This is a genomic window from Microbacterium sp. 13-71-7 (assembly GCF_002257455.1).
GTDB lineage: Bacteria > Actinomycetota > Actinomycetes > Actinomycetales > Microbacteriaceae > Microbacterium.
Genome location: NZ_NCKN01000002.1, coordinates 22,948 through 45,712 on the forward strand (window position 1 = coordinate 22,948; position 22,765 = coordinate 45,712).

General features: G+C 70.4%; 22 protein-coding genes. 14 read left to right on the plus strand and 8 right to left on the minus strand.

Annotated elements, in window-relative coordinates; all coding sequences use genetic code 11:
- Positions 1-35 precede the first annotated feature (35 nt).
- From B7X32_RS00380 to B7X32_RS00410, 7 genes are all read right to left on the minus strand, one after another.
- A complete protein-coding gene (locus B7X32_RS00380) occupies positions 36-1,349 on the minus strand; it encodes a GTP-binding protein (protein ID WP_292714340.1) in 1,314 nt (437 codons plus the stop codon).
- Between the two features lie 125 nt (positions 1,350-1,474).
- Positions 1,475-2,413 carry a sulfate adenylyltransferase subunit CysD gene (gene cysD / locus B7X32_RS00385; protein ID WP_292714342.1) on the minus strand — a complete coding sequence of 313 codons (939 nt, stop codon included), beginning with the start codon at positions 2,411-2,413 and terminating at the stop codon, positions 1,475-1,477.
- Positions 2,410-3,102 (minus strand): phosphoadenylyl-sulfate reductase, encoded by a 693-nt coding sequence (locus tag B7X32_RS00390; RefSeq protein WP_292714418.1) that lies wholly within the window; start codon positions 3,100-3,102, stop codon positions 2,410-2,412. Before B7X32_RS00390 ends, cysD begins: the two co-directional genes overlap by 4 nt.
- 107 nt (positions 3,103-3,209) lie before the next feature.
- On the minus strand, positions 3,210-4,937 hold the full coding sequence (locus B7X32_RS00395; RefSeq protein ID WP_292714344.1) for a nitrite/sulfite reductase: 1,728 nt from the start codon (positions 4,935-4,937) through the stop codon (positions 3,210-3,212).
- 218 nt (positions 4,938-5,155) lie between these two features.
- A complete protein-coding gene (locus tag B7X32_RS00400; RefSeq protein WP_292714347.1) occupies positions 5,156-6,199 on the minus strand; it encodes a hypothetical protein in 1,044 nt (347 codons plus the stop codon).
- A 157-nt stretch (positions 6,200-6,356) separates the two neighbouring features.
- Entirely contained in the window at positions 6,357-7,076 is a 720-nt protein-coding gene (locus B7X32_RS00405; RefSeq protein ID WP_292714350.1) for a CbiX/SirB N-terminal domain-containing protein, read from the minus strand.
- 64 nt (positions 7,077-7,140) lie between these two features.
- Entirely contained in the window at positions 7,141-8,019 is an 879-nt protein-coding gene (locus B7X32_RS00410) for an RIO1 family regulatory kinase/ATPase (protein ID WP_366246927.1), read from the minus strand.
- Between the two features lie 274 nt (positions 8,020-8,293).
- Here B7X32_RS00410 and B7X32_RS00415 point away from each other — a divergent pair, with 274 nt between their 5' ends.
- The 10 genes from B7X32_RS00415 (at position 8,294) to B7X32_RS00460 (ending at position 18,267) form a co-directional block, all read left to right on the plus strand.
- Positions 8,294-8,758 carry a DUF3817 domain-containing protein gene (locus B7X32_RS00415; RefSeq protein ID WP_292714353.1) on the plus strand — a complete coding sequence of 155 codons (465 nt, stop codon included), beginning with the start codon at positions 8,294-8,296 and terminating at the stop codon, positions 8,756-8,758.
- Positions 8,759-8,851: 93 nt separating this feature from the next.
- The gene (locus B7X32_RS00420; RefSeq protein WP_292714356.1) at positions 8,852-9,178 is read left to right on the plus strand and encodes an NIPSNAP family protein; all 327 of its coding nucleotides are present in this window, start codon (positions 8,852-8,854) and stop codon (positions 9,176-9,178) included.
- A gap of 182 nt (positions 9,179-9,360) precedes the next feature.
- A complete protein-coding gene (gene dnaK / locus B7X32_RS00425) occupies positions 9,361-11,220 on the plus strand; it encodes a molecular chaperone DnaK (protein WP_292714361.1) in 1,860 nt (619 codons plus the stop codon).
- Positions 11,220-11,840, plus strand: a complete 621-nt coding sequence (locus B7X32_RS00430; protein ID WP_292714364.1) for a nucleotide exchange factor GrpE — start codon at positions 11,220-11,222, stop codon at positions 11,838-11,840. Before dnaK ends, B7X32_RS00430 begins: the two co-directional genes overlap by 1 nt.
- Positions 11,841-11,851: 11 nt before the next feature.
- Complete coding sequence (locus tag B7X32_RS00435) at positions 11,852-12,838, plus strand: DnaJ C-terminal domain-containing protein (RefSeq protein ID WP_292714366.1); 987 nt, start codon at positions 11,852-11,854, stop codon at positions 12,836-12,838.
- A gap of 186 nt (positions 12,839-13,024) precedes the next feature.
- On the plus strand, positions 13,025-13,489 hold the full coding sequence (locus B7X32_RS00440) for a MerR family transcriptional regulator (RefSeq protein WP_292714369.1): 465 nt from the start codon (positions 13,025-13,027) through the stop codon (positions 13,487-13,489).
- Between the two features lie 353 nt (positions 13,490-13,842).
- Positions 13,843-15,213, plus strand: a complete 1,371-nt coding sequence (locus B7X32_RS00445; protein WP_292714372.1) for a sugar ABC transporter substrate-binding protein — start codon at positions 13,843-13,845, stop codon at positions 15,211-15,213.
- A gap of 83 nt (positions 15,214-15,296) precedes the next feature.
- On the plus strand, positions 15,297-16,223 hold the full coding sequence (locus tag B7X32_RS00450; protein ID WP_292714375.1) for a sugar ABC transporter permease: 927 nt from the start codon (positions 15,297-15,299) through the stop codon (positions 16,221-16,223).
- A complete protein-coding gene (locus tag B7X32_RS00455; RefSeq protein ID WP_292714379.1) occupies positions 16,223-17,134 on the plus strand; it encodes a carbohydrate ABC transporter permease in 912 nt (303 codons plus the stop codon). The genes B7X32_RS00450 and B7X32_RS00455 overlap by 1 nt, the downstream gene beginning before the upstream one ends.
- Positions 17,135-17,163: 29 nt before the next feature.
- Positions 17,164-18,267, plus strand: coding sequence for a DUF4185 domain-containing protein (locus tag B7X32_RS00460; protein WP_292714382.1), 1,104 nt, complete (start codon positions 17,164-17,166; stop codon positions 18,265-18,267).
- A 15-nt stretch (positions 18,268-18,282) separates the two neighbouring features.
- On the opposite strand, the gene B7X32_RS00465 is transcribed toward B7X32_RS00460, so the two are convergent.
- Positions 18,283-19,845, minus strand: coding sequence for a molybdopterin-dependent oxidoreductase (locus tag B7X32_RS00465; RefSeq protein WP_292714385.1), 1,563 nt, complete (start codon positions 19,843-19,845; stop codon positions 18,283-18,285).
- Between the two features lie 130 nt (positions 19,846-19,975).
- Here B7X32_RS00465 and B7X32_RS00470 point away from each other — a divergent pair, with 130 nt between their 5' ends.
- From B7X32_RS00470 to B7X32_RS00485, 4 genes are all read left to right on the plus strand, one after another.
- Complete coding sequence (locus B7X32_RS00470; RefSeq protein ID WP_292714387.1) at positions 19,976-20,650, plus strand: fasciclin domain-containing protein; 675 nt, start codon at positions 19,976-19,978, stop codon at positions 20,648-20,650.
- A 136-nt stretch (positions 20,651-20,786) separates the two neighbouring features.
- Positions 20,787-21,374: an ECF RNA polymerase sigma factor SigK gene (sigK, locus tag B7X32_RS00475; RefSeq protein WP_292714424.1), complete on the plus strand. Its 588-nt coding sequence runs from the start codon at positions 20,787-20,789 to the stop codon at positions 21,372-21,374.
- Positions 21,371-22,159 (plus strand): anti-sigma factor, encoded by a 789-nt coding sequence (locus B7X32_RS00480; RefSeq protein ID WP_292714390.1) that lies wholly within the window; start codon positions 21,371-21,373, stop codon positions 22,157-22,159. Before sigK ends, B7X32_RS00480 begins: the two co-directional genes overlap by 4 nt.
- A 146-nt stretch (positions 22,160-22,305) precedes the next feature.
- Complete coding sequence (locus B7X32_RS00485) at positions 22,306-22,737, plus strand: DoxX family protein (RefSeq protein WP_292714392.1); 432 nt, start codon at positions 22,306-22,308, stop codon at positions 22,735-22,737.
- Positions 22,738-22,765 lie beyond the last annotated feature (28 nt).

Sequence of the window (22,765 nt, forward strand, 5' to 3'; positions counted from 1 at the left end):
GCCGCGTCGCGTCGCCGTCCTCGCTCGGCGTCCGCCTATGCCGCCGTGACGACGGTCGCGGCGGCGAGGGTGGCGCCGTCGGACGGGTGGATGAGCAGCAGAGCCCCGCCCTCCCGGTCCTCGGCGTAGGGCTCCAGGGGCAGGGCGGAGGCGAAGCGGATCCGCACCCGGCCGATCTCGTTCACCGCCAGCTCGGCGGCGTCCTCGAGGGCGAGCGTGTCCAGGTCGCGGCGCGAGAGCACCTCGGTCACGATCGCCTGCACCGTGGCGGTGCCATGCTTGGCGAGGACGCGCGCACCCGGCGCGATCGGCCGCACGTCGAGCTGGAAGATCTCGACCTCGGCCTCGGCGTGCCCGCTCGGCACGGTGCCGGCAGTGGCGATGAGGGCGCCGCGGGCGGCGTCCACCTCGTCGGCGAGCGTCACGGCGATCGACTGCGCGGTGTGCGCGGACTCCGCGACGCGGCCGGCGACGCGGATGCCGGTGACGGTCGTCTCGTGTCCGCCGGGGAAGACCTGCACGCGGTCGCCGACGCGGACGGATCCGCTCGACACCCGCCCGGCGAAGCCGCGGTAGTCGCGCAGGTCGTCGGCCTCGGCGCTGTCGATGAGCGCCGAGAGGCCGCCCTGCGGACGGATCACGGTCTGCACGGGGAGGCGGAAGGCGGCGTCCTCCTCGGCCTGACGGGCGGGGAGGGTCTCGAGCAGCTCGCGCAGCGTCGGGCCGTCGTACCAGGGGGTGCGCGCGGAGCGATCGACGATGTTGTCGCCCTCGAGCGCCGAGACCGGGATCACGTGCGTGTCGATCAGGCCGAGCTCGACGGCGACCGCGAGCGCCTGCTCCTCGACCGCGCGGAAGCGGTCCTCATCGAAGCCGGTGAGGTCGATCTTGTTGACCGCGACGATCACGTGCGGCACGCGCAGCAGCGACACCACGGCGAGGTGCCGGCGGGTCTGCTCGACGACGCCCTTGCGCGCGTCGATGAGGACGACCACGGCGTCGGCGGTCGCGGATCCGGTGACCATGTTGCGGGTGTACTGCACGTGGCCGGGGCAGTCGGCGAGGATGAAGCTGCGCGCGTCGGTCGCGAAGTAGCGGTACGCGACGTCGATCGTGATGCCCTGCTCGCGCTCTGCGCGGAGGCCGTCGGTGAGCAGCGCGAAGTCGAACTCGCCATGGGCGAAGCCGCGGTCGGCCGAGGTGCGCGCGACCTGCTCGAGCTGGTCGGCGAGGATCGCCTTCGCGTCGTGCAGCAGCCGGCCGACCAGCGTCGACTTGCCGTCGTCGACGGATCCCGCCGTCGCGAACCGGAACAGCGTGGTGTCGCCCAGCAAGCGTCCCCCGCTCAACGCCTCCCGCCCCTCTCCTGACCGCGAGACTTCATCTCCGCGACGAGACTGCACGTCTGCGGTGCTGTCTCGTCGCCCAGTTGCAGTCTCGCGGTCAAGGGAGGGGGATCCGATGTCGGTGCTCATCAGAAGTATCCGTTCTTCTTGCGGTCCTCCATGGCGGCCTCGCTGATCCGGTCGTCGGCGCGGGTGGCTCCGCGCTCGGTGAGCGTGGAGCGGGCGACCTCGGCGACCACCTGGTCGACGGTCGCCGCGTCGGACTCGACGGCGCCGGTGCAGCTCGCATCCCCCACCGTGCGGTAGCGCACCACGCGGCGCTCGACCTGCTCGCCATCGCGGGGCAGGGCGTGCTCGTTCACGGCCCACCACATGCCGTCGCGGCGGAACACCTCGCGCTCGTGCGCCAGGTACAGCGGCGGCAGCGCGATCCGCTCGCGGGCGATGTAGCGCCACACGTCGAGCTCGGTCCAGTTCGAGATCGGGAACGCGCGCACGTGCTTGCCCGGCGTGTGCCGGCCGTTGTACAGGCTCCACAGCTCCGGGCGCTGGTTGCGCGGATCCCACTGCCCGAACTCGTCGCGCAGCGAGATGATGCGCTCCTTGGCGCGGGCCTTGTCCTCGTCGCGGCGGGCGCCGCCGAACACGGCGTCGTGCTTGCCCGCGGCGATCGCGTCCAGCAGAGGCTGGGTCTGCAGCACGTTGCGGGTGCCGTCGGGACGCTCCGCCAGGCGGCCGTCGTCGAGGTAGTCCTGCACGCGGGCGACCTCGAGCGTGAGGCCCAGACGCTCCACGGTCTCGTCGCGGAACCGGATGACCTCGTCGAAGTTGTGCCCGGTGTCGACGTGCAGCACGGGGAACGGGATCCGGCCCGGCGCGAAGGCGCGAGCGGCGAGATGCAGCACGAGCACGGAGTCCTTGCCGCCGGAGAACAGCAGCACGGGGCGCTCGAACTCGGCCACGACCTCGCGGATGATGTGGATCGCCTCGGCCTCGAGCAGGTCGAGTCCGGTGAGGGATCCGGCGTCGGCCGGCGCGGGCGCGGGCAGGGTGTCGATGATGCTCATACGTGGAGTCCGCATTCGGTCTTGGCGAGTCCGGCCCAGCGGCCGGAGCGGGGGTCTTCGCCCGCGGCGACGGGCTTGGTGCACGGCGCGCAGCCGATCGACGGGTAGCCGTTCGCGACGAGCGGGTTCACCACCACGTCGTGCGCGGTGGCGTAGGCGATGAGGTCGTCGAAGGACCAGGCCGCGACGGGGTTCACCTTGATGAGTCCGTTGCGCTCGTCGAACGTGATCAGGGGGGTGTTCGCCCTCGTGGGCGCTTCCTCGCGGCGCACGCCGGTGAACCACACCTCGTAGCCGCCGAGGGCCTGGTGCAGGGGAGCGACCTTGCGCATCTCGCAGCACAGCGCCGGATCCCGGGAGAACAGGTCCTTGCCGAACTCGGCGTCCTGCTCGCGCACGGTCTGCGCGGGCTTCACGTCCACGATGCGCACATCGAGCGTGCGGGCGACCTCATCGCGCGTGAACGTCGTCTCGAGGAAGTGATAGCCGGTGTCGAGGAAGAGCACGTCGACACCGGGGAGCGCCTCGGCGACGAGGTGCGGCAGCGCCGCATCGGCCATCGAGCAGGCCACGGCGGCCAGGCGCGGGGAGACGTTCGCGGCGACCCAGGCGACGACCTCGGCGGGCGAAGCCTCATCCGCGGATCCGCTGCGCAGCTCCGCCGCACCGCGCTCGGCGAGTGCGCGCAGCTCGTCGAGCGAGCGGCGGGCGGGACGTCCTTCGTCGGATCCTGAGCGAGCGGAGCGAGACGAAGGGCGCTGCGCTCCTCGCTCAGGAACCGGGGAAGTCGCGGTGCTCACTGCAGTGCCTCCTCGTCGGCGCGGTGCGCCCAGACCGCGAAGGTCTCGTCGGCCTCGCGGTCGGCGAGGAACCGGCGCACGACCCGTTCCGTGTAGTCGGCGATGCCGTCGGCGGTGACCTTCAGGCCGCGCACCGTGCGGCCCAGCCCGGCCTCCTCGCGCAGCGGAGACGCGAGTCCGCCGCCGAGGTGCACCTGATAGCCGGGCACCTGCTCGCCGTCGATCGTGACGAGCTGGCCCTTCAGGCCGATGTCGGCGGTCTGGATGCGGGCGCACGAGTTGGGGCAGCCGTTGACGTGCAGCGAGATCGGGTGCGGCAGGTCGATGCCGGCCAGGCGCTCCTCGAGCTGCTCGACGGCGGCGGCCGCGTTCACCTTGGTCTCCACGATCGCGAGCTTGCAGAACTCGATCCCCGTGCACGCGATCGTGCTGCGTCGGAACAGGTCGGGACGCGAGGACAGTCCGAGCGCGTCGAGCCCTGCGACGAGGGAGGGGACGCGGTCCTCCGGGACGTCAAGGATCACCAGCTTCTGGTGCGGGGTCGTGCGCAGCCGCGCCGAGCCGTGCTCCTCGATGAGGTCGGCCAGCTTCGCCAGCGAAGGCCCGGAGATCCGCCCGACGAGCGGGGTGACCCCGATGTAGAAGCGGCCGTCCTTCTGCCGGTGGATGCCCACGTGGTCGCCGGGGCTGGTCGGCTGCGGGGCCGCAGGACCGTCGGGGAGCGGCGCCTCCAGGTACTCGGTCTCGAGGATCCGGCGGAACTTCTCGGTGCCCCATTCGGCCAGCAGGAACTTCAGCCGGGCCTTGTTCCGCAGCCGGCGGTACCCGTAGTCGCGGAAGATCCTGGTGACGCCGTGCCACACCTCGGCGACGAGCTCGGGGGCGACGAAGACGCCGAGGCGCTCGCCGAGGCGGGGGGTGGTCGACAGCGCGCCGCCGACCCAGAGGTCGTAGCCGACTCCGAGTTCCGGGTGCACGACGCCGACGAACGCGACGTCGTTGATCTCGTGCACGACGTCCTGGCTGGGGTGTCCCGTGATGGCCGTCTTGAACTTGCGGGGCAGGTTCGCGAGCTCCGGATCGCCGATGAAGCGCTCGGTGATCTCGTCGATCTGCGGGGTCGGGTCGATGATCTCGTCGGCGGCGATCCCGGCGACGGGCGAGCCGAGCACGACGCGCGGCACGTCGCCGCAGGCCTCGGTGGTCTGCAGGCCGACGGCCTCCAGGCGCCGCCAGATCTCCGGCACGTCCTCGACGCGCACCCAGTGCAGCTGGATGTTCTGCCGGTCGGTGACGTCGGCGGTGTCGCGCGCGAAGTCGACCGAGATGCCCGCGATCACGCGCAGTTGCTCGGAGGTCAGCTGCCCGCCGTCGATGCGCACGCGCAGCATGAAGTACTCGTCCTCGAGCTCCTCCGGAGTGAGCGTCGCGGTGCGTCCGCCGTCGATGCCGGGCTTGCGCTGCGTGTAGAGACCCCACACGCGGAAGCGGCCGTGCAGGTCGGTCGGGTCGATGCTCGCGAAGCCGCCCTTCGAGTACACCTGTTCGATGCGCTCGCGCACGCTGAGGCCGTTGTCGACCTGCTTCCACTCCTCGTTGCCGTTGAGCGGAGCGGTGCCGTCGATCTTCCACTGGCCGTTGGGCTTGGACGACGGGCGCGGCGGGCGGGCGCGGTCGATCGTCGGTCGTGCGCCGCGCACCTCAGCGGTCGGTTCGGGAGACATGCGGACACGCTACGTGCGGATCCGTCCCGGCGCCCGTGTGTGTCGGCGCCGCCGACACGGGGCGTCATTGTTCGACATGGTGCAGATTCCTCCGGGGTGGATGCGGTTGAATGGTGCGCCGCCGCATCGCCGTGCCGGGGTCGCCCGTCGGCGTCTCCCGCGGACGACGACGGCGCGGCGCCCTCTTCCGAGAGCCCCGCGCCGTCGTCCCGCGGAGGTCAGTGCGCGAGGTACGGGACGCGCTCCCAGCTCAGCACCTGCGCGGCGCCGGGCCGGTTGATCGTGACGCGCAGCCAGTCCTTGTTGTTCGAGGATCCGTCGACCGTCACGCGCGTGAGGTTGTCGGCGGATCCGGTCACGCCGTAGGTGGTCAGCCACGGGGATCCGGTCGCGAGCGGCTTGTCGGAGTTGTAGACGTGGCTGTCGCCGTTGACGAGGTAGACCTCGCCGTCGAAAGCGCTGGACTGCTCCACGAGAGTCTGCACGAGCGGCTGGAACGCCGAGATGTCCGACCAGGTGGGCGTGTAGGTCGGGTCGAACATGTCGGCCTGAAGCAGCACCATGACGGCACGGTCGTGCTTCTGCTTCGCCGTCGCGAACGTGCTCTTCACGACCGAGATCGCGTTCGCCATGCGCGCCTGTTCGGCGGCGAGCTGCTCGGGTCGCGGGGCGGTGTCGCCGAGGCCCGCCCACGGCTGGACCCCGTCGTTGCTGCCCACCACGTGGATCGCCGCGAAGTCGACGCCCTGGCGGCGCAGGGTCACGTTCTCCGGGAAGCCGGCCGCGGTCTGCGCGTCGACCTTCACGGGGTTCTGCCCGAGGGAGACCCCGGGATCGGAGAAGAACACGGAGCGGTCGTAGGCGAGGCGCTCGAGCGGGTTGTACGCGCCGTTGTTCGCACGGTGGCAGTCGGTCCACTCGTTGTCCCCCGGGGTGTAGATCAGGGGGTTGACGAAGGTGTCGAAGTCGCCCTTGATCTGCTGGTAGAGCGCGTCGTCGCAGCGGGTGGATCCGTTCTTGATGTCGCCGACGTGGAACGTCATCGCGGGATCGGCGGCGTTGATCTCCTGGATCCACTGCGGGAACAGCGCCTGCTGCGCGGCGCCGTAGGGCACGTCGCCGATGACGGCGAACGAGTAGTGGCCCGGCTTGTCCTGCCCCGGGGCGTCGGCGGAGGCCCCGGCGGCGAACGCGGGACTCGCGCCGGCCGCGACGGCGGCCAGTGCGGCCGCGAGGGAAAGAAGCGCTCGAGAGGCGCGCATGCGTAGCTCCTTCGGTAGGCGATGGCGCTCCGGGAAGAGCGTCGAGAGCCACACTGCTCCGCCCACGCGATCCCGAGGTTGCGCGCGGGTGAACGGGGCGGGAAGAAGTCGCGTGCCCTGGCCGAGGCGGCGTCGCGTCGTCGAGGGGCGTCTGCGCTCACCGACCGGAGGCGGGCGGATCCGCGAGCCGCGCAGCGCCCGCGAGATAGCGGTCGATCACGAGGTCCACGAGCGGGGCGGGCGGCTCGCCCGCATCCAGCAGCGGCTCCGCGAGGGCGGATCCGGCCGCGCGCCCCGCGACGTCGAAGAAGTAGCCGTGCGCGAGCAGGTAGGTCGCCACGGGGGCGCCGGGATGCGCGGAGAGGGCGTCGGCGAGGCCCGGCTCCCGGGCGGCGAGGTAGGCGGGCACGACCGGGCGGCGGAGGCGGTCGCCCAGCTGCGCCGCCATCGCCTCGGCATCGGGCAGGGAGCGCGGATCCCGGGATCCCGCGACGGCGAGCACGACGGGGCGATCGGCGTCGCCGCCGGCCGATGCGTCCGCCTCGGCCTCCGCCAGCCGGAGCGCGAGCACCTCGGCGAGGCGCGGGTCGGGGCCGAGCGGATCCGTCACGACCGCATCGCTGCGCGACCGGGCGGCGCCGCCCAGATCCACCCGCACGTGGAAACCCTGGGACAGCAGCAGCGGCACGACGACGACCGGCCCTTCGACCGCGGCCAGGGCCGAGGGCGCGTCGGGCTCCTGCACATCGACGAAGCCGGAGTGCACGGCGACGTCGGGGAGACGCTCGGCGACCCGGCGCACGAGCAGCGCGATCGCGGCGGCGCCGGCGGCGTCCGAAGTGCCGTGCGAGACGGCGAGCAGCGCGGGGCGGGGCATGGTTCGCCAGTGTAGGCGCGGGGGAGACGCCCCGCCCACCGCACGTCACATGCCGAAAGACGCCTCACCCGAACGACTCCGCGACCAGCTCGCCGAAGAGCTCCTCCGCGTCGACATCGAGGCGCTGACGGGCGAACCAGTCGCACACGTTGACGCAGTCGCGGTGCAGCAGATCCAGCCCCTGCGGGTTCGCGACCGTGTCGACGATCTGCGGCAGGTCGATCACGACCACGCGGCCCTCCTGCACGAGCAGGTTGTAGGGCGAGAGGTCGCCGTGTGCGACACCCGCCCTGGCGAAGGTCCGCATGAGCTCGGCGACCTGCGCGAACAGGCCGGGGAGCGCGTCCGGATCGTGCCGCACCTGCGCGAGCCGGGGCGCCGCGGCGCCGTCGGCGGATCCGATGAACTCCATGAGCACCTCGGTGCCGCTCACCTGCACCGGGTAGGGCACGGGCGCGCCGAGCTCCCACATCCGGCGCAGGGCCTCGAACTCGGACAGCGACCACTGCGCGGCGGCGACCCCGCGGCCGTGCTCCGACTTCTTCGCGAGGGCGCGGGCGTCGCGGGAGTTCCGCGTGCGCCGGCCCTCGGTGTAGACGGCGGAGCGGTGGAACGAGCGGTGCTCGGAGCCGCGGTAGCGCTTGGCCGCGAGGAGCGTGCGCTGGGCCGGATCGCCCGGCACGGCGCGCTCGAGGAGGAAGACGTCGGCCTCCTTCCCGGTCTTCAGGATGCCGAGCTCGGTGTCGACGGCGCCGGCCGAGGTCACCACCCAGCCGGGGCGGGGTTCCGGGCCGCGCTCGGTGGGCGTCGTGGCGGGCCAGGTGGTCCAGCGCTGGCCTTCGCCGAGTTCGACATCGGCGAAGGACAGGCCGAGATCGTCGTCATCGGCGGCGGAGAGGAACAGGGAGGCAGAGGCATCCGAGGATGCGGAGGAAGGGATCACGAGAGGCTCCGGGTCGGGGCCGCTCGCGAGGGGATCGGGCGGGCGGCCTCAGGGAAGAAGGTCGGCGAAGGGCGCGACAACAGAGACGTTCATCGTCAGCTCCTTCCCTCGGATCCCGGGGCGATCCCGGTGCCCGACGAGTCTATGGGGATGCGACCCTCGCGCGGAAGCCCTCGGGGACGATCCCGAAGACCCATCGAAAGGTGGAGGCCGGCGGGAGGCGGGCGGTGCACCCCGCTCCCTACGCTGGAAGGGACCCGACCCGAGGAGAGACGTGTTCACCACTCCCGCCCGCCTGTTCCGCGTGCTCGCGATCGCAGAGGCCATCACCTGGACCCTGCTGATCGGCGCACTGATCGGCCGCGCCACGGGTCTGCCGCCGGTACTCGTGACGGTCGCTGGATCCATCCACGGCTTCGTCTTCCTCTCCTACGGAGCCGCCGCCGTGCTGCTCGCGTTCCACCAGCGCTGGGGCGTCGGCGTCGCGGTCCTCGCGATCGCGAGCGCGATCGTGCCCTACGCCACGATCCCCGCCGAGATCTGGCTGCACCGCAGCGGACGCCTCGCCGGCGAGTGGCGTCTGGAGCAGACCGAGGATCCGCGCGACGCGGCCTGGTACGACCGCACGATGCGCTGGTTCCTGCACCGTCCGTGGGTGCTCGCGCTGCTCATCGTCGCCGCGGTCGCCGCGCTCTTCGCGGCGCTGCTGCTGATCGGCCCTCCCGGCGGGAGCCACTGACCGTCGTCCGACCGCGGAAGAGTCTGGATCGGGCGCGGGGTGCCGTGCGAGGATGGCGGTCATCCGCGCCCGCCGTCCTCTTCCGGAGTCGTCATGACCGTGCTCGAGATCCGCTCCTACGTCCTGCATCCCGGTGCCCGCGCGGGCTTCCACGACCTCTTCCGCACGAAGGTCATGCCGATGCTCGCCGAGCAGGGGATCCGCGTGGTGCGCTACGGCGCGAGCGAGCACGACGACGTGTCCTACGTCCTCATGCGCGCCTTCGATTCCACGGTCCACCGGGACGAGCAGGAGGACCGCTTCTACGGCAGCGCGCTCTGGCGCGAGGGGTATCGCGATGAGGTGCTGGCGATGATCGCCTCGTACCAGGAGGTCGTCCTCACGCTGGACGACGCGACGGTCGACGCTCTCGGATCCTGAGCTCCGAGGGGATCCGGATCCCCGTCGCCAAACTTGAGTCGAGAGGTATCAAGTTTGTTGACAACTCTTGACGGCGGGCGTATCCTTGAGTCATCGCGACTCAGGTTTCGGAGGGATCTTCTCCGGCGAAGCAGGGGATCGCGCAGACTTTCCCAGAAACTTCCGACTGAAGGAGAAAACAAATGGCACGTGCTGTCGGTATCGACCTCGGTACGACGAACTCCGTCGTCAGCGTCCTCGAGGGCGGCGAGCCCAAGGTCATCGCCAACGCCGAAGGCTTCAGGACCACCCCCTCGGTGGTCGCCTTCACCAAGGACGGGGAGGTGCTCGTCGGCGAGACCGCGAAGCGCCAGGCCGTCACCAACGTCGACCGCACGATCGCGTCGGTCAAGCGCCACATGGGCACCGACTGGTCGTTCGACGTGGACGGCAAGAAGTGGACGCCGCAGGAGATCTCCGCGCGCATCCTCCAGAAGCTCAAGCGCGACGCCGAGGCGTACCTGGGCGACACCGTGACCGACGCGGTCATCACCGTCCCCGCGTACTTCAACGACGCCGAGCGTCAGGCCACCAAGGAGGCCGGCGAGATCTCGGGCCTCAACGTCCTGCGCATCATCAACGAGCCCACCGCCGCGGCCCTCGCCTACGGCCTCGACAAGGGCAAGGAGGACGAGCTCATCCTCGTCTTCGACCTCGGTGGCGGCACGTTCGACGTCTCGCTGCTCGAGGTGGGCAAGGACGACGACTTCTCCACCATCCAGGTGCGCGCCACCGCCGGCGACAACCGCCTCGGCGGCGACGACTGGGACCAGCGCCTCGTCGACTACCTGATCAAGCAGTTCAAGGACTCGACCGGCGTCGACGTCTCGGGCGACAAGATCGCGCTGCAGCGCCTCAAGGAGGCCGCGGAGCAGGCGAAGAAGGAGCTCAGCTCCTCGACGTCGACCAGCGTCAACCTGCCGTACCTGTCGCTCACCGAGAACGGCCCCGTGTCGCTGAGCGAGACGATCACCCGCGCGAAGTTCGAGGACCTCACCAAGGACCTGCTCGACCGCACCAAGAAGCCCTTCGAGGACGTCATCCGCGAGGCCGGCATCAAGGTCGGCGACATCGCGCACGTCGTGCTCGTCGGCGGTTCCACCCGCATGCCCGCCGTGGCCGAGCTCGTCAAGCGCGAGACCGGCAAGGAGGCCAACAAGGGCGTGAACCCGGACGAGGTCGTCGCCGTCGGCGCCGCCCTGCAGGCCGGTGTCCTGAAGGGCGAGCGCAAGGACGTCCTCCTCATCGACGTCACCCCGCTGAGCCTCGGCATCGAGACCAAGGGCGGCATGATGACCAAGCTCATCGAGCGCAACACGGCCATCCCGACCAAGCGCAGCGAGACCTTCACGACCGCCGACGACAACCAGCCGTCGGTCGCGATCCAGGTCTTCCAGGGCGAGCGCGAGTTCACCCGCGACAACAAGCCGCTGGGCACGTTCGAGCTGACCGGCATCGCGCCGGCTCCGCGCGGCATCCCGCAGATCGAGGTCACCTTCGACATCGACGCGAACGGCATCGTGCACGTGTCCGCCAAGGACAAGGGCACGGGCAAGGAGCAGTCGATGACCATCACCGGCGGCTCGTCGCTCTCGAAGGACGACATCGACCGCATGGTGCGCGAGGCCGAGGAGCACGCCGCGGAGGACAAGAAGCGCCGCGAGTCGGCCGAGGTCCGCAACCAGGCCGAGACCCTGTCCTACTCGATCGAGAAGCTCATCTCGGAGAACGAGGACAAGCTGCCCGAGGACGTCAAGACCGAGGTCAAGGCCGACGTCGACGCGCTCAAGACCGCGCTGGCCGGCGAGGACGACGAGGCCGTGAAGACCGCGTTCGAGAAGCTGAACCAGTCCCAGACGAAGCTGGGCGAGGCGATCTACGCGCAGTCCCAGGCCGAGGCGGCCCCCGGTGCCTCCGAGGGCGCACCCGCCGGCGAGAGCGCGGCGTCCGATGAGGACGTCGTGGACGCCGAGGTCGTGGACGACGAGGACGAGAAGAAGTAATGACGGATCCCAAGGACTTCGAAGAGCCCGGAGAGGGCCGTGAGGTCGGCGGTCAGGGGTCGGACGCGAACGCGTCCGGCCCCGCGGCCGGATCCGACGACGCGCAGGACGCCGACGAGCTCACGGTCGACGACATCCTGAACATCGCGCAGAACGACGACGCGCTCGCCGAGGACGCCGCGGAGGACGCGGCCCTCCACGACGCCGAGCACACCCTGCTCGTGGACCTCAAGCGCCTCCAGGCCGAGTACGCGAACTACCGCCGCCGCACCGAGGAGCAGCGCGGCATCGAGATCCAGCGCGCGAAGGGCGAGGCCGCCAAGGGCCTGATCCCCGTGCTCGACGACCTCGACCGCGCCGCCGCGCACGGCGATCTGCAGGAGGGGACCCCCTTCGCCGCGATCGCCGACAAGGTCCGCTCGGTCGTCGAGCGTCTCGGCGTGGTCTCCTACGGCGAGAAGGGCGACGAGTTCGACCCGCAGCAGCACGAGGCGATCTTCCAGCAGCCCACGCCGGGCGTTGCGAAGGCCGTCGTGCTCGAGGTCGTCGAGGTGGGCTACCGCCTGGGCGATGTCGAACTGCGTCCCGCCAAGGTCGTCGTCGCCGTTCCCGCTGAGTAGGGGGGTGGTCGATGGCTAGCCAGGACTGGTTCGACAAGGACTTCTACAAGACCCTCGGCGTCTCCAAGGACGTGTCGGAGGCGGATCTGAAGAAGACCTACCGCAAGCTCGCGCGCAAGTACCACCCCGACTCCAACCCCGGCGATGCCGCGGCGGAGGCGAAGTTCAAGGAGATCAGCGAGGCGTACTCGGTGCTCTCCGACACCGAGCAGCGCGCCGAGTACGACCAGATCCGCGCGATGGGCGCCGGCGGTGCGCGCTTCACGGCTCCGGGGAGCGCCGGCAACGGCGGCTTCGAGGACGTGTTCAGCGCGTTCGGCCGGGGCCGCGGCGGGCAGCAGGGCGACTTCGACGACATCTTCGCGATGTTCAACCAGGGCGGCGGATCCTTCGGGTCCGGGCGCTTCGGTCAGCCGTCCGGCGGCTTCCGGGGCTTCGGCGGCCCGCAGAAGGGCGCCGACGTCACGGCCCGCACCACGCTGTCGTTCGCGACCGCGGTGCAGGGCGAGACCGTGACGCTGCAGGGCGAGGACGGACGCCCGCTCAAGGTGAAGATCCCCGCGGGCGTGAAGGACGGGCAGAAGATCCGTCTCCGCGGCCGTGGCCGGCCTTCGCCCGACGGCGGGGAGAACGGCGACATCGTGGTGCAGGTCGCGGTGAAGCCGCACCCGGTGTTCACCCGTGACGGGCTGAACCTGCGCGTCACCGTGCCGATCACCTTCACCGAGGCGGCGCTCGGGGCCACCATCGAGGTGCCGACGCTCGGCGGCGACCCGGTCAAGCTCAAGGTCGCGCCGGGCACCCCGTCCGGTCGCGTGCTGCGGGTCAAGGGCCGGGGCGTCACGACGTCCAAGGGCACCGGCGATCTGCTCGCCGAGGTCCAGGTCGCGGTGCCGTCGCACCTCGACGACGCCGCGCGCGAGGCGCTGGAGCGCTTCCGCGCGGCCGAGCCTGCGGAGAACCCGCGCGCCGAGCTGCTGGCGAAGGCGCGGGCGTGATGAGCCTCTCGGTCGTTGAGCGTCCTTCGTCTCGTCGCTGCGCTCCTCGCTCAGGAACCGATTCATCGGTCCCTGAGCGCCTCGCTTCAGGAACCGATTCATCGGTCCCTGAGCGAGCGCAGCGAGACGAAGGGCGTCCGACGACCGGAACGGCAGTGCCGGGGGTGCGTCATGGGCGATGAGCGCATGAGCGCCGACACCCCGGTCTTCGCGATCGCGGTCGCCGCCGAGCTGGCCGGGATGCACCCGCAGACCCTGCGGCAGTACGACCGGATCGGCCTCGTCGTACCGGGTCGCACCCGCGGTGGATCCCGCCGCTATTCGATGCGCGACATCGAGCAGCTGCGCGAGGTCGCCCAGCTGTCCAGCGAGGGCATGAGCCTGCCCGCGATCGCGCGTCTGCTCGACCTCGAGGACGAGGTGCGCACGTTGCACCGCCGCGTGGTCGAACTCGAGCTCGCCCTGCGCGAGGAGCGTGCCAACCGCCCCGGCGTGCGCGTGTTCGCCGCGGGTACGACCGGATCCGTCATGGCCGTCCCGTCCGGGCGCCGGATCCGCCGCTCCACCGAGGTCGTGCTGTGGCGGCCGTGGGGGAGCGCTCAGGATCACCCCGACGACCTCGCCGACGACCCGGACGACAGCGCGCGCTGAGCGCCGCCGACGGGCGGGGTCCGCGCGCCCGCGATCCGTTCCCCCGGACCGTCGTCCGGCGTCTTCTCCGGTGCCCCAGGACGGGAAAACTCGCCTGAAATCGATTTCTGTCATGACGGGTCTGCGGGCCGCGGAGAGGATCTGAAATCGCAACCCGGAGTTCCGCAGGAGTCCGGATCGACACCCGCAGCACGGAGATCGCGAATTCCGGAAGAGCGTCTTGTGTCTGAAATCGATTTCGCCTACTCTGAGTGCAGCCCGGTCGATGCCGACTCAGCGCGACCGCGGACCCGGCCCCCTGTGCCGGACCCAGCACCGATTCGACGAGGAAGTCGTGTTCCCGAGGAGGAACCATGAAGACGGACACACAGCGCACGCGCCGGGTGGTGATGGCCGCTCTCGGCGGCCTCACGGCGATAGGACTGCTCGCGGGCTGCGGCTCGAGCACCCCCGGCCAGGCCGCGGGAGGCGGGGGCGACTCCTCCGGCAAGACCACGGTCGAGTTCTGGCACCGCACGTTCACGCCGCCCGAGAACGCCTGGTACAAGGACATCGTCAAGAAGTTCAACGCCTCGCAGGACAAGATCGTCGTCAAGGACACCGAGATCCCGGCCGACGCCTGGGACCAGAAGATGAAGGCCGCCCAGGCCGCGGGCAAGGCTCCCGACATCTACACGCACTCCGGCAGCATCCAGGACGCGGTGAACGCGGGGCAGCTCTACGACCTCGGCAAGGTCGTCGACAAGGCCAAGCTCGGCGAGATCATCGACTCGGCGAAGTCGGTGTCCGAGATCGGCGGGACGTACTACGCGTATCCGCTGCTGCAGGAGGCCCAGACCGTGCTGTTCTGGAACAAGGACATGCTCTCGAAGGCCGGCGTCGATGCCGACAAGGCCCCGGCCACCTGGGACGACCTGCTCGCCGCCTGCGCGAAGATCCAGCCGACGCTCGCTCAGGGGCAGTACTGCATCTCGCCCGCGTCCGACGCGATCACCTTCGCCTGGTCGACCGTCGGCCAGCAGTACAACTTCGCCGGGCACACCGCGCTGACGGACGACTGGAAGTCGCCGAACATCGACAACGCGGCCTACCGCGACCTGATGTCCAAGTACAAGGAGCTCTGGGACAAGGGCTACATGCCCAAGCAGGCGCTCGCCGCCTATGTCGAGGGCAAGGACTTCGGCCAGAAGAAGGTCGCCTTCAAGGTCTCCGGCTCGTGGATGATGTCCGAGATCGGATCCGACTACCCCGACCTGCTCACCAAGACCGGGATCGGCGCCTTCCCGAACGCCTCGAACGCCGATGGCCGCACCGCCACCACGCTCGGCAACTTCAAGTGGGTGATCGACGCGAAGACCAAGAACGCCGAGGCCGCGGGGAAGTTCCTGGAGTGGTCGCTCGCCGGCGACCCGCAGAACCTCGTGCCCTTCTTCGTGAACACGCAGTTCACCAAGGTCCCGGTGCGGAAGTCGGTGCAGGAGGCCGTCGCGAAGGACGAGGCCGCGGCCAAGGCCCCGTGGTCGAGCGTCATCACGAACGACATCGCGCCGGACGCGATCCCGGAGCCCACCTACCCGTGGGACGTCTCGCTCGCGGTCGGCACCGCGATGGAGTCGGTGATGAAGGGCGCGGCCTCGCCGGATGACGCGATCAACACGGCGAACGCCGCGATCCAGAAGGTCATCCAGTCGCAGAACCTGGCCGGCAAGGCGCCCCAGAAGTGAGCACGGCGCGGTCGGGGACCGCTGCGCGGCCGTCCCCGACCGCGCAGCCCGCGCCCAGCACCTCAGAACGACGGGGAGAGACGATGGCCACCGAAGCGATCGACGACCGGCGCGCGGTCAAGCGCCGGCAGGCGAAGTATCGGAACCGCGATACGAAGCTCGCCTATCTGATGCTCGCGCCGGTCGTGATCCTGCTCGGGATCTTCGTCGCGTGGCCCGCGGTGTACGCGGGGTTCCTGTCGTTCCAGGACTGGAGCTTCTACAAGGATCCGCAGTTCGTCGGCTGGAAGAACTACGCCGACGTCCTGACGGACCCGCTGTTCGTCGCCACGATCGGCCGCGGCTTCCTGTTCGTTCTGCTGACGGTGCCGCCGATGCTCGTGCTCGCGTTCCTGTTCGCGAGCCTCGTGGTGAGCCTGTCCCGCCGGCTGGCCGCGATCCTCAAGGTCAGCATCTACATCCCCACGATCATCTCCGGAGTCATCGCCTCCATCATCTTCGTGGTGATCTACGCGTACGACGGCGGCATATTGAACGCCGTGCTCGCCGCCTTCCACATCGACGCGGTGTCCTGGATCGGGGATCCGGCGTGGGCGCTCCTCTCCGTCGCCGTGCCGGCGGTCTGGCTCGGCATGGGGTTGACGTCTCTCATCATGGTCGCCGCGATGGTCGACATCCCGACGGAGTACTACGAGGCGGCGGCGATGGAGGGTGCCGGCTGGTGGCAGAAGACCTTCTACATCACGATGCCGCAGATGAAGAACGTGTTCCTGTACCTGCTCATCACCGGTTTCGTCGCCGCGATCCAGCAGTTCGAGCTGCCCCTCGTCATGACCCAGGGCGGCCCGCTGGACTCGACCACCCTGCCGAACCTGTTCATCTTCAACCACTTCCGCAACGACGTGAACGTGGGCTACTCGATCGCCGCGGCGCTGCTGCTGTTCGTGGTGCTGGGATCCGTGTCGGCTCTCGTGTTCAAGTTCATCAACTCCGAAAGGCTGGTCGACTGATGAGCGCGACGCGCCAGAGCACCGTGCCGGAGACCACCCGGATCGTCCTGGACGGCAAGGACCATCGCCGGCTCAGGATGCCGCACGGCGTCGGCGGCTGGGCCGCACTCGTCGGCAAGGGCCTCGCGGGCCTGATCTTCCTGCTCGCGGCGCTGTTCCCGCTCGCGTGGATGGTGATCGCCGGCTTCAAGGCGAAGACCGAGGTGCTGAGCACGCCCTTCCAGTTCTTCCCCGAGGTGTGGCACTGGGAGAACTACGGCCAGATCCTCGGCGACGAGACGTTCCTGCGCACGCTCGGCTGGACGTTCCTCGGGGCGATCCTGTTCACGGTGCTCAGCCTCACCGTGAACTCGTTCGCGGCCTACGCGTTCGCCCGGCTCGAGTTCCGGTTCCAGCGGACGCTGTGGGTCGCCGTCATCACGACCATGTTCATCCCCGGGATGACGATCCTGCTCACGAGCTTCATCGTGGTGACGAAGCTCGCGATGCTCGACACGCTCGCCGTGCTGGTGATCCCGGGGGCGGCGAGCGCCGCCTCGGTCTTCTTCATCCGGCAGTTCTACCTGAACATCCCGGCCAGCCTCGAGGAGGCCGCGATGCTCGACGGCTGCGGCAGGTTCGGGATCTTCGTGCGGATCTTCCTGCCGCTGTCGAAGCCGCCTTTCGTCGTGATGGGGATCACCGCCTTCCTCGCGTACTGGAACTCCTACGTGTGGCCGATCATGACCATCACGTCGCCGGAGAAGTTCGTGCTGCAGCAGTACCTCGCCGAGTTCCGCACCGGACGCGGCTCGAGCGAGCTCGGCCTGCTCATGGCCGGATCCGTGCTGGCCGCGGCACCGGTCGTGATCCTGTTCCTGATCTTCCAGCGTCAGATCATCGGCAACATCAAGATGGCCGGGCTCAAGTAGCCGGCCGCGTTCTCGAAGGGGAGAAGGCCATGTCAGAAGAAGCGATCCGTCCCGCCCACGGACTGACCCGGCGGGGTCTGCTGCGGGGAGCGCTCGCCGCAGGAGCCGCGCTCGGCGTGTCTGCGCTGGGTGCGGGCCCCGCGGCGGCCGCCGGGCTCGCCGTCAGCCGGATGAAGGTGCTCGCGGGCACCCAGGCGGGGGTGCAGTACGGGATCGGCGCGACCGATCTCGGGATCCCCGCGCGCACGCCCGACGGTCGGCTGCTGTTCGTGTTCGGCGACACCTGGGCCGATGCGGTGGGCGGCACGAACTGGCGCTCCCCGGTCGCGCTGTACTCCTCGACGGCGAACCTCGCCTCCGGGGTCGTGTTCGACGGGGCGGCGGGGGCGGGCGCCACCACGCAGGTCACCGCGCCGCAGCTCTGGTACTACCCGCACGACGCCTACTACGAGACCGTGATCCCCTCCGACGTGATCACGATCGGGTCGCGGATGTACCTGCACGCGATCGTGAACGGGCCGACCTTCGGGGCGGTGCGCTGGACCGAGCTGTGGCAGTCCGACGATTCCGGCGCGACCTGGCAGCACACCGGGCTGAAGTTCCCGGCCGACATGGCCGGCGGACATTTCCAGTGCATCACGTGGGGCCAGGGGAACGACGGCTACGTCTACATCTACGGCACCGGCTTCCAGCGCGACAAGGGCATCGTGCTCTATCGGGTGCCGCAGAACAGCATGACCGCGCTCTCGGCCTACCAGCCATGGGGCTTCGCGAACGGCGCCTGGGGCTGGGGCAACCCGGCCACGGAGGTGCTGCCGGGCAAGTTCGGCGAGATGTGCCTGCGGCCGCTCGGCGGCAGGTGGATCCTGACGTGGTTCAACGCCGACGCCTACCGGATCGACGCGATGATCGTGAACACCCCGACCGACAACCTGTACACGGCGGCGAAGACCACGCTGCTGTGGGGCGGGAACTGGGGCGCCGAGGATGCGACCCATGTCGCCCAGCTCTACGGCGGCTACATCCTGCCCGGCTCGACGCTGTCGGACCTGCACCTGAGCGTGAGCCAGTGGAACACGGGCGACAACAGCGTCTATCACGTCGAGCAGTTCCGGATCCAGGGCCTCGCCTGAGGGGCGGGGGCGCCGTCAGCCGGCCGTGCCGACGCGGACGACGGTCGACTGCCATCCCGTCGATCCGTTCGGTGCGATCGGGGCGCGCTCCTGCTCCTGCATCCGGCCGTGCCGGTCGGTGGCGCGGACCACGAGGGTGTGGCTGCCGCTCGTCGCGTTCCAGTCGAGGAACCACTGCACCCAGGTGTCGGCGCTGACGGGTGCCGACAGGGTCGCGGTCTGCCAGGGACCACCATCGATCTGCACCTCGACCCGCTCGATCCCCACGGTCTGCGCCCAGGCGACTCCGGCGATCCTGGCGGTGCCGGGAGCGATCTCCTTGTCGATGCGGGGCGTGTCGATACGGCTCGAGAGCTTGATCGGCGCCTGGGCGCTATAGCCGCGCGGCGTCCAATACGCCTGGTCCTTCTGGAACGTCGTCACCGTCATGCGCGTCAGCCACTTGGTCGCGGAGACGTATCCGTAGAGTCCCGGGACCACCATCCGCACCGGGAATCCGTGCTCCAGGGGAAGCGGCTCGCCGTTCATCGCCACCGCGAGGATCGCGTCGCGGCCCGGATCCGTGAGCGCCTCGAGCGGCGTGCTCGCGGTGAATCCGTCGATGCTGCGGGAGAGGATCATGTCGGCGCCGCCCGCGGGGGCGGCGAGGGCGAGCACCTCGCGGACGGGGACCCCCAGCCACCGTGCAGTGCCGACGAGGTTGCCGCCGACCTGATTCGAGACGCAGGTCAGCGTCACGGCGTACTCCCGCAGTCCCATCCGCAGCAGTTCGTCGAAACTCAGCTCGACGCGTTTCGCGACCATTCCGTCCACCGTCAGCCGCCAGTCCGCGGGCGCGATCGAGGGCACCGTGAGCGCGGTGTCGACGCGGTAGAAGTCGGCGTTCGGCGTGAAGAGCGGCGAGAGGCCGGGGATGCGCAACTCGGCGCCGGCGGGCACGGCGACCCGGGACAGCGGCTCGGGGAGCCGCAGCGCCTTCCGCACCGCCGCGACCGAGGAGGTCGCCGCAGTGCCGATGCGCGCCCCGGTTCCCAGAACGACGGCCGTGACCGCGCCGATCGTGGTCAGGAGCAGGAAGCGTCGTCGATCCGTCGTCGGCCCTGGCGCGCCGCCCGCCTCGGCGGTGCGCCACCGGCGCAGGGCTCCGATCGACGCCCTCAGGAACACGCAGCCGGCGATCGCGCCGACGAGCGGGGGAAGGGCGGACAGGGGCGTCGCTCCCGCACGGGTCGTGGTCGCCACGAGACCCGCGACACCGGCGAGCGCGAACACGGCGACTCCGGCCCAGCGCCGGCGGCGCTCGAGGAGTCCGGCGGCCACCGCGGCCAGGGCGACCCCGACGCCGAGCGTCACCAGGAGGAAGAGCTTGTCGTTCGCGCCGAAGAGCTCGATCGCCAGCTCCTTGGCCCACTGCGGCACGATGTCGATGACGAATGAGCCGGCGGCCAGCAGCGGGCTCGCGTCCCGCGCGGCGAGGAATGCCGTGATCTCCGCGGCGGCGACGAACACCGCACCACTGGCGGCGCCGGCGACTCCTGCCCAGCTCCGCCCGCCGGGAAACGCTGTCTTCTCGTCCATGCACCTGGTTCGGCGCCGGCGGCGAAACGGATGGCGATCCGAGCCGGATCCAATCCGGCGCGGGTGCGGCTCCGAAGGCATGGTGTCGGCCGATGAACGGTCGCGATGCACCAGTCAAAAGGAGAAGACCATGCGATCCACCACTCGCCTGCACACCAGGGCCTCGCTCGTCGCCGCCGGCCTGCTGGCCGCCACAGCCCTCGCACTCACGGCGTGTTCGTCGACGTCGGGCTCGATGTCCGAGTCGACGAAGCCCGCTGCCAGCGCACCCACGGCGTCCCCGACTCAGACGATGAATCCGGCGGCCGACCTGGTCGGGCCCGGATGCGCGGCCTACGCGCAGCAGGTGCCGTCCGGCGCAGGCTCCGTCGCCGGAATGGCCCAGGACCCGGTCGCGACGGCGGCGAGCAACAACCCGCTGCTGACCACGCTGGTCGCGGCCGTCTCGGGCAAGCTCAACCCGAAGGTCAACCTGGTCGACACCCTCAACGGCAGCGAGTTCACCGTGTTCGCCCCCGTCGACGACGCCTTCAAGAAGATCGACCCCGCGACGATCGACACGCTCAAGACCGACGCGGGAGCCGACACCCTCAGCAAGATCCTGACCTATCACGTCGTGGCCGGTCAGATCTCGCCGAAGGACATCGTCGGCACGCACAAGACCGTCGAGGGCGGCGAGGTGACCGTGACGGGCTCGGGCGACAGCCTCAAGGTCAACGACGCGAACGTGATCTGCGGTGGCGTCCACACGGCCAACGCGACCGTCTATCTCGTCGACTCCGTCCTGATGCCGCCGGCCAACTGAGGCCCAGAGCCCCAGGGCCACCGGACCGCATGAGTGCAGACGCCGTCTGATCATGCGGTCCGGTCGGTGGGAGCGAGAGTGCTCGCCACGGACGCATTGCCGGATTCGGGCGGGGAGGTGAGGCATGCTGGACACGATGGTGATCGACGACAGAGAGCACAGCGAGCGGGACGGCGGCGACGACCCCGCGTCCGCACTGCTGCTGCGCATCGCCGGCGGAGATCAGGCGGCGTTCGCCGATCTCTACGACCTGCTGTCCTCGCGCGTCTTCGGCCTCATCCTCCGCGTGCTGGTGAACCGGTCGCAGAGCGAGGAGGTGCTCCAGGAGGTGTTCCTCGAGATCTGGCAGACCGCCGCGCGCTTCACCGCCGAACGCGGACGGGGAAGGACCTGGATCCTGACGATCGCCCACCGCCGCGCGATCGACCGCGTGCGGTCCTCGCAGGCCAGCGGCGACCGCGATGTCCGCGCCGGTGCACGGGATCTCGACGTCGCGCACGACAGCGTGGCGGAGCAGGCGGAGCTGTCGATCGAGGCGGAGCGCGTCACGCAGGCGCTCGGAACGCTTCCCGAGGCGCAGCGCGAAGCACTCGTGCTGGCCTACTACGGCGGATACTCGCAGAGCGAGATCGCCACGATCACGGGTTCGCCGCTGGGAACGGTGAAGACCCGGATGAGAGATGGACTCACACGCCTGCGGGCGCACTGGGGGGTGAACGCATGAACGAGACGGAGTTCGCAGAACTGGCGGCCGGCCACAGCCTCGGCGCGCTGTCGGCGGGGGACGAGCAGCGCTTCCTGGCCGCTCTGGCGGAGCACCCGGAGTGGACGGTCATCGCCGAGGACGACGCCGGCACGGCCGCACTGCTCGCTGAGGGCGCCCCCGTGGTCGCTCCGCCGTCCGGGATCCGCGACGCGCTCCTCGCCCGCATCGCGATGACGGCGCAGGAGCAGGACACCGTGGAGCCCGTGGTCCCGACGCGGCCGGAGGAGGCTCCGCCTGCGCCGGTGGTCACCGGCTCCGGCGCCGGGGACGACGCGCCGTCGATCCGCCGGCCGCGGCGACTGCTCTTCGGACTCGCCGCCGGCCTCGTGCTGCTCGTCGGTCTCGGGGTGGGAGCCTCCGTCGTCATCCCGCAGCTGCTCCGTCCGGCCGCCGTCGTCGCGCTCGACCGGATCGAGAACGCGCCCGACGCCGCGCAGAAGACCGTGCAGCTGCCCGAAGGGGGCAAGGCCACGGCGCACTGGTCCGCGTCGATGGGCGCCGCCGTGCTGGTCGCGGACGGGCTGGGCCGGCTGGACGCGGCGAAGACCTACGAACTGTGGTTCGTGCGCGGCAGCACCCCGGTCTCCGCCGGGGTGTTCGAGGCGGCGCAGGGCACCACGACCGCGCAGCTGAAGGGCGCCATGCACGCGGGCGATGCGATCGCCGTCACGGTGGAGCCGGCCGGCGGATCCCCGACGGGGAAGCCCACCAGCGAGCCGATCGTGGTCATCCCGACCTCATGATCCGGACGGCACGGACCTGTGCCGAACGCGCAATATCCGTCTCGTGTTCAGAAACATGACAGGCGCGGCTCCGTAGCGTGGAAGCACGGGGCGGACGCCCCGAGCCGCGCTCGCCGCGGTGTCCTGCCACGAAGGAGCTGTCCGGAATGACGAACACCACGAAGCCCGCCGCCTCTCTCGGACTCCTGGTCCTGCGCCTCGTGATGGGCGGCGTCTTCGCCGCGCACGGCGCGCAGAAGATCTTCGAGTTCACCCTGCCCGGCACCGTCCAGGCTTTCGCGGGCATGGGCGCCCCGCTGCCCGAGATCGCCGGACCCGTGATCGCGTTCCTCGAGCTCATCGGAGGGATCCTGCTCATCGCCGGCCTGTTCACGCGTCCCGTCGGCGTGCTGCTGGCCGCCGACATGGTCGGCGCCATCGTGCTCGTGCACCTGGGCAACGGCATCTGGGTCGGCGACGGCGGCTGGGAGTTCGCGGCCGTGCTCGGCGCCGGCGCCCTCGCCCTCGCCTTCACGGGCGCCGGCCGGTACGGCCTGGACCGCGCCGTGCTGCGCGGACCCGTGCGCGCCCTGGCCTGACCCTTCCCCCTGGGACGGATGCACGATC